The organism is Bacillus gobiensis, from assembly GCF_001278705.1.
Lineage (GTDB): Bacteria > Bacillota > Bacilli > Bacillales > Bacillaceae > Bacillus > Bacillus gobiensis.
Window position 1 is genome coordinate 2,163,662 of sequence record NZ_CP012600.1, and the last position, 13,370, is coordinate 2,177,031.

11 protein-coding genes and 1 other annotated feature (1 of these 12 cut by a window edge) are annotated in these 13,370 nt (G+C 41.9%); of the genes, 7 read left to right on the plus strand and 4 right to left on the minus strand.

Annotated features, from left to right (window positions below; all coding sequences use genetic code 11):
* Positions 1–19 (minus strand) — a binding site (T-box leader) (it extends 213 nt beyond the left edge of the window).
* A 251-nt stretch (positions 20–270) separates the two neighbouring features.
* The 5 genes from AM592_RS10800 to AM592_RS10820 all read left to right on the plus strand — a co-directional run bounded on the left by AM592_RS10800 (position 271) and on the right by AM592_RS10820 (position 6,583).
* Positions 271–969: an ABC transporter permease gene (locus tag AM592_RS10800; RefSeq protein ID WP_082363953.1), complete on the plus strand. Its 699-nt coding sequence runs from the start codon at positions 271–273 to the stop codon at positions 967–969.
* A 14-nt stretch (positions 970–983) separates the two neighbouring features.
* Positions 984–1,952, plus strand: coding sequence for an ABC transporter ATP-binding protein (locus AM592_RS10805; protein WP_053603814.1), 969 nt, complete (start codon positions 984–986; stop codon positions 1,950–1,952).
* 14 nt (positions 1,953–1,966) lie between these two features.
* Entirely contained in the window at positions 1,967–2,716 is a 750-nt protein-coding gene (locus AM592_RS10810) for an ABC transporter permease (RefSeq protein WP_053603815.1), read from the plus strand.
* Positions 2,717–2,738: 22 nt separating this feature from the next.
* Positions 2,739–3,635 carry a glycine betaine ABC transporter substrate-binding protein gene (locus tag AM592_RS10815; RefSeq protein ID WP_053603816.1) on the plus strand — a complete coding sequence of 299 codons (897 nt, stop codon included), beginning with the start codon at positions 2,739–2,741 and terminating at the stop codon, positions 3,633–3,635.
* A gap of 164 nt (positions 3,636–3,799) precedes the next feature.
* Positions 3,800–6,583, plus strand: coding sequence for a transglycosylase domain-containing protein (locus AM592_RS10820; protein ID WP_053603817.1), 2,784 nt, complete (start codon positions 3,800–3,802; stop codon positions 6,581–6,583).
* A gap of 36 nt (positions 6,584–6,619) precedes the next feature.
* On the opposite strand, the gene acsA is transcribed toward AM592_RS10820, so the two are convergent.
* Positions 6,620–8,338: an acetate--CoA ligase gene (gene acsA / locus AM592_RS10825; protein ID WP_053603818.1), complete on the minus strand. Its 1,719-nt coding sequence runs from the start codon at positions 8,336–8,338 to the stop codon at positions 6,620–6,622.
* A 138-nt stretch (positions 8,339–8,476) separates the two neighbouring features.
* On the opposite strand from acsA, the gene AM592_RS10830 reads away from it, so the two are divergent.
* On the plus strand, positions 8,477–9,109 hold the full coding sequence (locus AM592_RS10830) for a GNAT family N-acetyltransferase (protein WP_053603819.1): 633 nt from the start codon (positions 8,477–8,479) through the stop codon (positions 9,107–9,109).
* Positions 9,110–9,204: 95 nt separating this feature from the next.
* On the plus strand, positions 9,205–10,362 hold the full coding sequence (locus AM592_RS10835; protein ID WP_053603820.1) for an acetoin utilization protein AcuC: 1,158 nt from the start codon (positions 9,205–9,207) through the stop codon (positions 10,360–10,362).
* A gap of 59 nt (positions 10,363–10,421) precedes the next feature.
* Here the strand turns inward: AM592_RS10835 and ccpA are convergent, their stop codons facing one another.
* The 3 genes from ccpA to ytxJ form a co-directional block, all read right to left on the minus strand.
* Positions 10,422–11,423, minus strand: a complete 1,002-nt coding sequence (ccpA, locus tag AM592_RS10840; RefSeq protein ID WP_053603821.1) for a catabolite control protein A — start codon at positions 11,421–11,423, stop codon at positions 10,422–10,424.
* A gap of 296 nt (positions 11,424–11,719) precedes the next feature.
* Positions 11,720–12,796 carry a bifunctional 3-deoxy-7-phosphoheptulonate synthase/chorismate mutase gene (locus AM592_RS10845; protein WP_053603822.1) on the minus strand — a complete coding sequence of 359 codons (1,077 nt, stop codon included), beginning with the start codon at positions 12,794–12,796 and terminating at the stop codon, positions 11,720–11,722.
* A gap of 226 nt (positions 12,797–13,022) precedes the next feature.
* Positions 13,023–13,346: a bacillithiol system redox-active protein YtxJ gene (ytxJ, locus tag AM592_RS10850; protein WP_053603823.1), complete on the minus strand. Its 324-nt coding sequence runs from the start codon at positions 13,344–13,346 to the stop codon at positions 13,023–13,025.
* Positions 13,347–13,370: the final 24 nt, after the last annotated feature.

The window sequence follows — 13,370 nt, forward strand, 5'->3', positions numbered from 1 at the left end:
TCTCAATCAAAACCTTTAACCATATTTAGCTAAACTCTTTTTACCACACATCCATCCTTTTTGTCAATTCCTCTATCTATTCCATATCTGTCTGATTTATTTGCATAGCTGTTGGTTAGGCGAACTTTACTTCTGTATATTCAGGTATCCTGCCATATCGTACCACAATAGCAATTTGTGACTAAAAAAATTGCATGTTAGAATACTACCCATTGTGGGTATATAGAAAGAGATACATCATGTAGATATTGATACTATCATTTATCCCATATGTTGTATCAAGCTGGTTCAATTACATACAGGAGGTGTTTAATCATTCAGGACTTTTTTAATTATTTTGCAGAAAATTATCAATTTATCTTAGGCTACACCTGGGAGCACATCCAATTAGTCGGTATTGCAATCGTTATTGCCATTCTCATTGGCGTCCCTCTAGGTATTTATTGTACCGTAAATAAATACTTAGCTTCTACAATTCTTCAAACCGCCTCAATTTTGATGACAATTCCGAGCATTGCTTTATTCGGTATTATGATTCCAGTGCTATCGATTATTAACGAAGGAATCGGTACTTTGCCCGCGGTAATTGCGCTCGTTTTGTATTCTCAGCTGCCAATTATCCGTAACACCTACACCGCTATTAACAATGTTGATCCTAATCTGCGTGACGCAGCAAAAGGAATAGGGTTAACAACTGCAGAGCGGTTATGGAAAGTGGAGCTCCCGAACGCGATGCCGCTTATTATGGCCGGTGTCAGAACGGCGACTGTACTTAATATTGGAGTTGGAGCTATCGCTACCCTTATTGGGGCAGGAGGATTAGGAGGAATTATCTACCAGGGTATTTTGCGCTCAGACAATACGCTAGTACTCGCTGGCGCCGTAGCAGTTTCGATCTTAGCATTAATCGCAGACCTTATTTTGCGGTGGATTCAAAACTTATTTACACCAAAAGGATTAAAAAACTAGTGTGAGGTGACTTTATGATTAGTTTTAATGATGTAACTAAAGTATACGGAGATACAACAGTAATTGAAAACATGAATTTCACAATAGAAGACGGACAATTTGTCATTATGCTCGGACCTTCTGGTTCAGGGAAAACAACGCTGTTACGCATGGTTAACCAATTAGAGTCAATTACAGACGGAGATATTTTAGTAAACGGAAAAAGCGTGAAGAAATCAAATAAGATTCAAATGCGCAGGAATATAGGCTATGTTATTCAAAGCAACGGACTTTTCCCAAATATGAATATCGAAGACAACGTGATGATCGTTCCAGGGCTTCTTGGCTGGGATCGAAAAAAGAAACGTGATCGCTTTAATATGCTTATGGATCTTGCCGGTTTAAGTCCGGATGAATACCGTCATCGGTACCCCCATGAACTCTCCGGCGGTCAGCAGCAGCGAATCGGTGTTGTAAGGGCACTTGCTGCAGACCCTCCTATCATGCTGATGGATGAACCATTCGGCGCACTCGATCCGATCATCCGCAACCATCTGCAGGACGAATTTTTACAAATTCAGCGGGAACTGAAGAAAACAATCCTTTTTGTCAGCCATGACGTCGACGAAGCGGTAAAAATGGCAGACAAAATTGCCTTGCTGAAAGACGGGAAAATGATGCAATACGACGAGCCAGTCAAAATGCTGAATAAACCAAAAAATTCATTTGTAGCGGATTTTGTCGGTCAGGACCGTGTTTTGAAAAGCATGAGCCTTTATTCCGTAAAAGATCTAGCCGACGCATTGACACTGAAGGCTCCGTTCGAATCTCCCGATGTAAAAAACATCAATGAGAACCTATCGCTTCGCGTTGCCATTTCCATGCTGCTAAATCAAGAGGCTGACCAGCTGATTGTGGAAGACGAACAAGGTGCGAACAAAGGCAGCTTAACGCTTGATCTGATTGAACTGTTTCTTCATCGTGAAGTGAAAGAAAGTGTGTAAAGGAGGAACAGCAAATGGATAAGATAAACAAGCGTATTGCTTTAGTGGTAAAAATTATTTTCTGGGCGCTGCTTGTATTATTTTTCTTCTGGGCATTTTCCAATAACATGTTCAGTCAAATCGCTAAATCTCCTGATCAATTTACGAAATTGTTAGGGCAGCATCTAACAATTGTGCTCGTTTCAGGAGCAGCAGCCGTATTGGTGGCGGTTCCGCTCGGAATCTTTGTCACCAGGCCGAAATTCCGCAAATCTGAGTGGTTCGTGATTGGAATTGCCAATTTGGGCCAGACTATCCCCAGCTTAGCTATTCTTGCCCTCGCGATGGGATTTATAGGTATTGGGATACCAGCAGCAATCATTGCATTATTCGTGTACTCTTTGCTGCCGATTATCCAAAACACGATTGCGGGAATTGATTCTGTAGATCCAGATACGATTGATGCTGCGCATGGGATGGGATTAACTCCAAGACAAATTCTTTGGAGAATCGAAATGCCAAATGCTCTCATATCGATCTTAGCTGGAATAAGAACTGCACTTGTAATCAATATTGGTACTGCCGCGCTTGCTTACCTCGTTGGCGCCGGCGGACTCGGGGTATGGATTTTCACCGGTATTCGACTATTCGATAACTCTTTTCTTATTTCAGGAGCAGTTCCTGTGACATTGCTTGCCATCCTCATCGATTTTCTGTTCAGATGGCTTGAATTCATATTGGTGCCGAAAGGACTGCGTCTTGCTAAAAAGGCTCAAAACGCATAGGGAAAGGAGTTTGCCAACTATAATGATAAAAAAATTAATAGGAATAGCACTGTCTCTTGCCTTACTAATCGCTTTGACCTCGTGTTCTCCTGGGGGAAAAACCGTCACAGTTGGTGCAAAGACCTTTACCGAACAGCTTATACTTGAAAAAATGACCACCTTCATCCTGCAAAAAGAAGGTTTCAGAGTTGAAGAAATTCAGAACTTGGGAAGCTCGGCAATGCGGCAGGCTTTGACAACGCAGCAGATTGACATGACATGGGAATACGTAGGAACTGCACTCGTAACCTATCTCGGAGAGGATCCTATCGTTGACAAGAATGAGGCGATGAAGCGTGTCCAAGAGCTGGATAAAAAGAATAAGATTTCTTGGACAAATTTAACCGAGGCAAATAACACATATGTTATGGCAGTGAAGCCAGAGCTTGCGGAAAAACTAGGATTAGAAACATTAAGTGATCTAGCTAAATATGTCAAAGAACATCCAAATGAGCTGACATTTGGCATGGAAACAGAATTTGCAAATCGGCCGGACGGATTACCCGGATTAGAAAAAGCATACAATTTTGATCTGCCAAACAATCAACAAAGAGAGATGGAGGTAGGCCTTTATTATTCTGCGATTGCCAATGATGAAATTGACGTAACAGAAGGGTACTCTACCGATGGGCAGATAGAGGAACAAAACTTAAAGATTTTAAAAGACGACCGGGCTTTCTTCCCTTCCTATAACGTAGCTTTATCCATCAATCAGGAAACACTCGATCAATACCCCGAGATCGAAAAAATACTTCAGCCATTAGAAGAAAAATTGACGAGTGACTCATTGCGCCAATTAAACTATAAGGTTGACGTAGAAGGACAAAGCGTTGAGCGTGTTGCACAAGATTTCCTAGAAGAAAATAATCTGTTAGACTAAAATACCGAAGGCTCGCCATCATAAATGGCGAGCCTTTTCTTTTCCATGAAAAAAGCACCAATTGAAAAGAAGCAGTCGCTAAATTCGTTCAAAATTAGACAAATCGGCCCAAAATAAACGATAAAATATGATATACTAAACTGGATTTCGGGGGGTATAAAAGTATGAAAAACATGTATGATTCTATTAAAAAGCTATTGAAAAAACACAATATCGCAAACCGCCTTGCGCTTACATATTCGGTTGCATGGAATCTGACTTTATTATTTTTTATTATCGGCGTGGTGGTCTTTTGTTTTACGCTTGGAGCAGGAGGCGGGTATTTTGCTTCTTTAGTGAAGGATGAACCGATTCGAAGCTATGCAGATATGGAGAAAAGCATCCATGATTTTGAGCAGACCTCGGAGGTTTATTTTGCTGATCAAAAATATCTTGGAAAGGTCCGAACTGATGTTGATCGCGAAAAAGCAGACCTAGACCAAATCTCACCTCATCTTATTCATGCGGTTATCTCCACAGAGGACAAGATGTTTTATGAACATCACGGTGTTGTTCCTAAGGCTATTGTCCGCGCCATGCTTCAAGAAGCGACTGGCTCGTCCGTTCAAACTGGCGGGAGTACGTTAACCCAGCAGCTCATAAAAAACCAATTCCTCACAAATGAAACATCTTTTGATAGGAAAGCGAAAGAGATTATGCTTGCGCTCCGGCTTGAGAAATATTTCAAAAAAGATGAAATTCTTCAAGCTTATTTAAATGTGGCCGATTTTGGCAGAAACAGCTCAGGCAGAAACATTGCTGGTGTACAAACAGCTGCGCAGGGACTTTTTGGCGTCGATGCGAGTAAATTATCAATTCCACAAGCGGCTTTTATTGCCGGGCTGCCGCAAAGCCCATACGGCTATACGCCTTTTACCAATAAAGGAGAAATAAAAGAGGACTTAAGCCCCGGATTAAATCGTATGAAAACCGTGCTTCAGAGGATGAAGGATAGTGGGTTTATTTCGGATAAGGAATATCAAGATGCTTTAAGATTCAATTTAGCTTCCTCGCTAACGAAATCAGACAAGTCGATGAACGAGAAGTATCCTTTTCTCACCAATGAGATTGAGTCCCGTGCGAGAAACATTCTTATGGACCAAATGGCTAAAGCAGATGAGATTACAAAAGAAGAGCTAGCAAAAAGTGATGATTTATATAATGTATATTATAAAAAAGCCGACACAGCCTTACGAAATAATGGCTATAGAATCTATACAACGGTTGATCAAGCCATTTATGACAATATGAATCAAATAGCGAAAGACTTTGAGTATTATGGAACCGTCAGAGCGGTGATGAAAAAAGACCTTAACACCGGAAAATATGTAAAAGTCAAGGAGCCGGTCGAAACGGGTGCAGTGCTCATTCAAAACAAGACAGGGCGGATTCTCAGCTTTGTCGGAGGACGCGACTATAACAGGGAGCAAATTAATCACGCCACCCGCTCCGTCAGGCAAAATGGCTCATCAATGAAACCGCTTCTCGATTATGCACCGGCGATGGAGCAAGGGATTGTCCAGCCGGGAAGTGTGGTTGCTGATGTTCCATATTCAACAACTGGGGGCTATACACCAGGGAATTATGACGGAAGTTACCATGGACTGGTCACCGTTCGTAACGCTCTGCAAAACTCTTACAATATTCCGGCCGTAAAAACATTTATGAAAAACCAGGCAAACAATCCGGTTCAATATTTAAACAAGATGGGCTTCACTTCTCTTCAAGAAGAGGATTATACCGGGTTTCCTTCTTTATCCCTGGGCGGTTTGACGACCGGTGTATCCGTTGAAGAAAACGTGAATGCTTACACGACATTTGCCAATGGCGGCAAGTTTATCGATGCGTATATGATTGAAAAAATCGAATCCGCTGACGGAGACGTTATCTATCAGCACAAAAGCAAGCCGGTCGATATATTCACTCCGCAGACAGCGTATTTAACGCTTGATATGATGAGAGACGTAATCTCAAATGGCACAGCTCGTTCCATGAACAGCTATTTGAATTTCAGCTCTGACTTTGCTGGCAAGACAGGAACATCTAACTTTTATCATGATGCCTGGTTTGTTGCGAGCAATCCGTCCGTAACATTTGGCACATGGATCGGCTATGATACACCAAAAGCACTGGATATCAGCTATAAGGGAATCAACTACGGCAACCGCAACGTATTATTATGGTCACGATTAATGAACGGAGCCTATAAAGCCAATCCGGATTTAGTGCAAACAAACGAACGGTTTAAACAACCAAATGGGTTGGTCAGAAAATCGTACTGCACGCTGACCGGAAAGCTCCCTTCATCACTCTGCCAAAAAGCCGACCTCGTCTCGTCAGATTTATTCAACAGCAAATATGCTCCTAATCAAGTCGACGACAGCCTGACAGAGGGCAAATTTGTATACATGGATGGCAAGGCCTATAAAGTTCCAAAAAATGCTCCTCGTGAATTTGTAAAAACCGGATATTTATTGAAAGAAAACGCGTTAGACAGCATGGGAATCCATTCATTGAAAGAGCTGAAACGTTTTAGCGGCGAAAAATTCAGCTCAATCGTGATTTCAGCGAATCGTGAATTGAAGGATGATGGAGGAAATCCGGCAACAATTCCTCATGTTTCTTGGAACAATCAGCAAATAACGTGGAGCAAAAGCGCAAGCAATGATGTGATCGGTTATCGGGTATACCGTGTAGCAGAAAATGGGGCAAAACAATTAGTAGCGAAACCATCTGCGCAGGACACGTTATCAGCAAAAGCAGGTGACGGACAATTCGTCGTCGTTGCAGTCGATGTGGCAGGAAAGGAATCAGCGCCATCACAGCTGGTTGGCCAGAAAAAAGAGGAAAAGAAAAACGACAACGAGAAAAAAGAAAAAGAGAAACCGAAAGATACCGGCTCAACTTGATGAGCCGGTTTTTTCTGTTCCTTATAACGCTGTCTGTCAATCCTCCATCGATGAAAGATCGCCTGCAGGAAGATTTAATTCCCACGCCTTTAACACCCTTCTCATAATTTTTCCGCTTCTTGTTTTCGGCAGCTTATCTTTAAATTCTATTTCCCTTGGAGCGGCGTGTGCTGCCAGCCCCTGCTTCACAAACTGGCGGATTTGTTCCTTCAGCTCATCAGACGGCTCATAACCGTCTCTGAGTGCTATAAACGCTTTAATGATTTCCCCTCGAACCGGATCAGGTTTTCCGATAACGCCTGCTTCCGCAACAGAAGGGTGCTCGACCAGCTTGCTCTCGACCTCAAATGGCCCCACTCGTTCTCCGGAAGTCATGATTACATCGTCCACCCGACCTTGAAACCAAAAATACCCCTCTTCGTCCATATATGCCGAATCCCCCGACACATACCAGCCACTGGGCATAAAATACGATTCATACTTTTCAGGGTTTCTCCAAATTGCATACATCATAGACGGCCACCCTTTTTTGACGGCGAGATTTCCCATTCTGTAAGGCGGCAGCTCATTCCCTTGATGATCAATGATTGCCGCTTCTACTCCAGGGATCGGCTTGCCCATCGATCCCGGCTTTATTTCCATAGACGGGTAATTGCAAATGATATGGCTGCCTGTTTCGGTCATCCACCATGTGTCATGAATCCTTTTTTGAAATACTTCATAACCCCATTTGATTACTTCCGGATTCAATGGTTCACCAACACTCAATACATGGCGCAGCGAACGGAGATCATATTTTTTGACAAGATCATCACCTGCGCCCATCAGCATTCTAAAGGCGGTGGGTGCACTGTACCAAACAGTAACTTCAAGATCTTCAATCGTTTGATACCAGTTTTCAGGACTAAATCGCCCGCCGACGATGACATTTGTCGCTCCGTTTAGCCACGGGCCGAAAATTCCGTATACAGTTCCTGTGACCCATCCGGGATCTGCTGTACACCAATACACATCGTCCTCTTTTAAATCAAGCACCCAATGAGCTGTCTGGTATTGCTGAATCATGGCTTCGTGAACGTGCAATACCCCTTTTGGTGTACCAGTCGATCCCGACGTATAATGCAGGAGCATACCGTCTTTTTTGTCTACCCATTCAATTTCCAGCTCTTTCCCAGCATTCTCTGCTTTTGATAAATAATCGATGACCTTTCCTTCCTCTTTCACATTCGTTCCAACTACAAGTACATGCTTTAAATGAGGAAGCTCATCAACCGGAATTCGTTCCAGCAGCTCAGGTGTCGTAACGATGACCTTCGCTTCGCTGTTTTCCAAACGGTCCTTTACTGCCCCTTTCATAAAGGCTTCAAAAAGCGGGCCTGCAATGGCACCCAGCTTAATTGCTCCAAGCAGAATAAAATACAATTCAGGCGTACGCGGCATAAAAACAAACACGCGGTCACCCTTTTTTACATCCGCAAATTGCTTTAACACATTTCCCGCTCGGTTGGTTTCATTTTTCATTTCTCTAAACGTATATTTTTCTTCCCTAGCTGCATCTTTATAGTGTAATGCGATTTTGTTTTTTCTGTGTGATTCTGCATGGCGGTCAATTGCTTCAAAAGCCGCATTTATTTTCCCGGTATTATTCCAAGAAAAATAGGTTTCCGCTTCCTTCCAATCAAAATTTCGATACGTTTCCTCGTAATTTGATAAATTATAATTCCCTTGTACAATTGGCAGCGCTTCCAACTTCATTTGATTCATCCCCTTTATTGAAAGTTGTCACCTAATGATAAGTATAGCAGTATTTTTTCACAATTTATATGAAAACGTTTTATTTTTTGCTATGGTAGAGTTAGGTTATTTACTTAAGGGAAGTTAGGCGGTGAGTACATGAACCATGTAAAAACCTATCATTCGATGGAATTAACCACAGAAGACGGCCCCCTGATCATAGAAGGCCATATACCATCTGCAAAGCTGGAAGACTATGAATTTCATAACGATCTTACAGCTTTCAGACCGCCAAAAGAGCAGCATAATGCGTTGATCGGCATTGCCAAGCTTACTGAAGGACGAGTCATTATTGCAAGATTTGAACATACCATTGTTGGCTACGTGACTTATCTTTACCCCGATCCACTCGAAAGATGGTCGGAGGGCCGACTGGATTTTTTAATTGAACTGGGCGCGATTGAGGTTGCACCTCAATTTCGCGGAAGCTCGGTGGGAAAAAGCCTTCTTCAGGTAAGTATGATGGATTCTTTTATGGAAAATTACGTGATTATTACGACAGAATATTATTGGCATTGGGATTTAAAGGGGACAAAAATGAGTGTATGGGATTATCGAAAAATGATGGAAAAAATGATGAATGCCGGAGGGCTCGTGTATTTTGCAACTGATGAGCCGGAAATTTGCTCGCATCCGGCAAACTGCCTGATGGCTAGAATCGGAAGCCATGTGGATCAGCAAAAGATTGGAGCGTTCGACCGTCTTCGCTTTAAAAATAGATTCATGTATTAAGAAGTATACGGAGCAAAGGGGACAACGATCATGAACAAAGGTCAAAAAAATAAGTTTGTGAGCCGTCTATTCTACAAAAGGGAAGAGAAGAATTTATGAAAGACTGTGTCTTTATCTACTCTCCTTCTTATCAGACGTATCATTTCCACCAAAACCACCCTTTTAATCAGCAAAGGGTGTCAGTCGCCTACGATCTGTTAAAGAGCCTTAACGCTTTTGAAGCAGACGAGGTTATTTCTCCCCGAACAGCTACAGAAGCTGACTTAAGGCTGGTTCATTCGGAGGATTATATACAAGCGGTTATGCTTGCGGGAGAAGGAAAGCTGCCGGTTGCAGAGGGAGAAAACTATGGATTAGGTACAGAGGACACACCTGTTTTTGCGGGAATGCATGAAGCTGCGTCTCTTCTAGTCGGGGGAACGCTTATGGCCGCTGAGTATGTCATGTCAGGGAAAGCTAGACATGCTGTGAACCTTGGCGGAGGCTTGCACCATGGCTTAAGAGGAAAAGCATCCGGTTTTTGCGTTTACAATGATATTTCTGCGGCAGTAAAATATATTCAAAAAAAATACCAGGCAAAGGTCTTATATATTGATACAGATGCCCACCATGGGGACGGTGTTCAATTTGCATTTTACGATGACCCGGGCGTTTGCACTCTCTCTATTCATGAAACTGGCAAGTATCTTTTCCCTGGTACTGGCCAAATACACGAAAGGGGGAGCGGAAAAGGCTATGGGTATTGTTTTAATTTTCCGATAGAGCCGTTTACAGAGAATGATTCTTTCCTTCATGTGTACCGGACTGCTGTAGAAGAAATTGCGGCTTTCTATCAGCCTGATGTCATAATCACTCAAAACGGCGCAGATGCCCATTGCTTTGATCCTCTTACCCATCTATCTAACACGATGACAATTTATAAAGAAATACCAAAGCTCGCTCATGAAATCGCCCACAAGTACTGTGATGGCAGATGGATTGCTGTTGGAGGAGGAGGTTATGATGGGTGGAGAGTTGTTCCTAGAGCCTGGAGCCTAATTTGGCTTGAAATGAAAGGGATTCATCCTGGGGGAAAAATCCCAGAGGAATGGTACAATACTTGGAAACACCATTCCCCTCTTCCGCTTCCCCGCTTGTGGGAAGACAATAACGGGATCTATAATCAAATTCCAAGAAAACAAGAAATTACCGAAAAAAATCAGCAGATGGTACAAAAGACTCTTTATCAATTGCGGGCCGAAAGAAAAAGCTAATAAAGAATCAAATAACTAGAAAACCCGCGGTGATATTCCTCCGCGGGTTTTCTAGTTTATCACTTTGTTGACTGTCTTAATTCGATGCGATGCGGAAGCTCAACGTGCTGGTTTTCAACCGATTCTTTGTTCATCAGCTTTGTTAACAGCCTCATGGCTACAGCTCCAATATCATATGTCGGCTGAACAACAGTGGAAAGCTGAGGCCGTACCATTAAGGAAAGCCTGGTATTATCAAATCCCATGATTTCTATATCTTCAGGAATTGAAAGGCCGCTATCTTGCACTGCGTGAATGACACCTAGAGCCATTTCATCTGTTGAAGCTAAAATAGCAGTAGGCTTTTTCCCAAGCTCTTGGAAGGCTTCAAGAGCTTCTAGGCCCGAATCATACGTGTAGTCGCCTTCGACCACCAGATTTTCATCATAATCAATTTCAGCGTCTTTCAAAGCTCTCTTAAAGCCTTCTAATTTTTTGATTTTGTTAATAGGTTCAGTTAACGGTCCGCTGACAAAGCCGATTTCTTGATGGCCTTTCTCAATTAAGAGCGTGGTTACATCATACATCGCCTGCTCATAGTTAATTGCTACTGATGGTGTTTCTTCTTGTTCTTCTACAGAAGCAGCTAGTACGATCGGCACAGGAGAACGTTTAAATTCTTCAATATGCTCATTCGTCACATTGCCGCTCATGAAAAGAATTCCATCCACTTGTTTACCAAGCATTGTGTTGATTAAATGCAATTCTTTTTCGACATTTTGGTCAGAGTTACTGAGGATAATGTTGTACTTATACATCGTTGCAATATCTTCAATGCCTCGTGCCAGCTCTGAATAAAAAATGCTCGAAATATCAGGAATAATGACACCTACTGTCGTCGTTTTCTTGCTTGCCAGACCTCTTGCTACTGCGTTTGGCCGATATCCAAGACGGTCAATCGCTTCAAGTACTTTTTTCCTAGTGGTCGGCTTTACATTCGGATTTCCGTTGACAACCCTCGATACTGTTGCCATACTAACATTTGCTTCTCTTGCTACATCATAAATGGTTACATTACTCAACGTCTTCACTCCTTTAACTCATTACGCTTTCCATTGCATAAACTACATTATGTAGAGAAATGTCGAAAACCGTTAACTCCTTTCATTATCTTACGATAAGTTGGAGAATCAATCAATTTTTTCTATTATTATATCCCATTTATGTTACGGCTATGGGGAAATTATACACATTTTTCATGGTTATGAAAACGTATGCCGCTTTTTATTAAATTATTTAACGATGTTCCGTAACAAAGCGTGAAAAAAAGAGCCGTCTTTATATACGGCTCTTAGATTGGCTCATATTACGCCAGTTACTATGATTTCACTGCTGCCAATGGTTTAAGTGCATTGATCCACTGGTCAAATTCAGGAATGTTCATTTGTTGGGCAGAATCTGAAAGCGCCACTGCAGGATCTGGATGAACCTCTGCCATTACGCCGTCTGCTCCAATCGCCAGTGCTGCTTTCGCTGTAGGCAATAGCAAATCTTTCCGGCCAGTAGAGTGAGTTACATCAACAAAAACCGGCAAATGTGTTTCTTGCTTTAAAATCGGTACAGCTGAAATATCAAGAGTGTTACGAGTTGCTGTTTCATATGTGCGAATACCACGCTCACAAAGAATAATATTGTCATTTCCTTGAGAAATAATATACTCTGCCGCATTAATAAATTCCTGGATGGTCGCCGCTAACCCGCGTTTTAATAATACAGGCTTGTTTACAGCTCCGGCTGCTTTTAACAGTTCAAAGTTCTGCATGTTGCGCGCACCAATTTGGATGATATCAACATAGTCGATAGCAGTCTCAATATCGGCTGGATTAACGATTTCACTGATCACAGCCAAATCATATTCCTTAGCTACCTTGCTGAGTATTTTCAAGCCCTCTAAGCCAAGACCTTGGAAATCATAAGGGCTCGTACGCGGCTTAAATGCCCCGCCGCGGAGAATCTTTACGCCTTGGTTTTTCGCTGCTTGTGCTACAGCAGCCACCTGCTCATAGCTTTCTACGGCACATGGTCCTACAATAAAGGATTGATCGCCGTCTCCAATTCTTTCACCGTTAACTTCCACCACTGTATTTTCCGGTTTTTTCTTTCTTGATACCAAAAGAGCTTTTCTATGATCGTCTTCTTGTAATTCAAGGCTTGCTTTGAAAATCTCTTTGAAGATATGCTGAAGCGTTGATGTTTCAAAAGGACCATCATTATTTTTAATGATGTTATCAAGCATCGTCCTTTCACGAACTGGATCGTAACGGTGCACACCTTGTGCATCCTTCGTTTTTCCAATTTCTTGGACAATTCGTCCTCTCTCATTAATAAGCTTTAAAATCTGAAGGTTAAGGTCATTCGCCTTGTTTCTTAATTGTTCCAATTCTCCGTTGCTCATTTCATTCATCCTCTCGTATTTTCTATCATGAAAAGATTGCTCTTTTAATTTCATCTGGAATTAAGTATTATTATAAACAATGTGCGGTAAAATGTCACTAACTATTTCTTTATTACTAAAACGCTTTTAAGTGATAAAGTGAAAAAACCTAATATAACAGGCATTACACGATAAAATATTTTTTTAATAACGTACCCCGGACATTTACTGTCCGGGGTATACTACGTTATAAGTTTTTCATTAAAGAATCTGCTGTAATTTTTGAATGGGAGGCATGCCACTTTACGCTTCCATTATCGAAGACAAGAGCCTGCGGGCTTTCATGCCTTATGCCGGTTTTTTCAGCAATATAATTGGACAGCTCACGATCCGTTTGAACATGTAAATAATAGCTCTGAACGTTCTCGTTCTGTTTGGTAAATGCTTCATATTCCACAAAGGCATTTTTGCTGATCGGGCATGTCAGACTGTGCTTAAAGAAAACAAATGGCTTATCTTGTTCAATTAACGCATCAAATTCTTCGATTGATTGGATATGCTGCTTCGTCATCATAACCTCCTGGAGATTTCTTTA

Excerpts from the sequence above, each read along its gene's own strand:
- AM592_RS10800 (WP_082363953.1), top strand. The coding sequence starts at position 271 with ATGTTGTATCAAGCTGGTTCAATTACATACAGGAGGTGTTTAATCATT.
- AM592_RS10805 (WP_053603814.1), top strand. The coding sequence starts at position 984 with ATGATTAGTTTTAATGATGTAACTAAAGTATACGGAGATACAACAGTA.
- AM592_RS10810 (WP_053603815.1), top strand. The coding sequence starts at position 1,967 with ATGGATAAGATAAACAAGCGTATTGCTTTAGTGGTAAAAATTATTTTC.
- AM592_RS10815 (WP_053603816.1), top strand. The coding sequence starts at position 2,739 with ATGATAAAAAAATTAATAGGAATAGCACTGTCTCTTGCCTTACTAATC.
- AM592_RS10820 (WP_053603817.1), top strand. The coding sequence starts at position 3,800 with ATGAAAAACATGTATGATTCTATTAAAAAGCTATTGAAAAAACACAAT.
- acsA (WP_053603818.1), bottom strand. The coding sequence starts at position 8,338 with ATGAAGTTGGAAGCGCTGCCAATTGTACAAGGGAATTATAATTTATCA.
- AM592_RS10830 (WP_053603819.1), top strand. The coding sequence starts at position 8,477 with ATGAACCATGTAAAAACCTATCATTCGATGGAATTAACCACAGAAGAC.
- AM592_RS10835 (WP_053603820.1), top strand. The coding sequence starts at position 9,205 with ATGAAAGACTGTGTCTTTATCTACTCTCCTTCTTATCAGACGTATCAT.
- AM592_RS10845 (WP_053603822.1), bottom strand. The coding sequence starts at position 12,796 with ATGAGCAACGGAGAATTGGAACAATTAAGAAACAAGGCGAATGACCTT.
- ytxJ (WP_053603823.1), bottom strand. The coding sequence starts at position 13,346 with ATGACGAAGCAGCATATCCAATCAATCGAAGAATTTGATGCGTTAATT.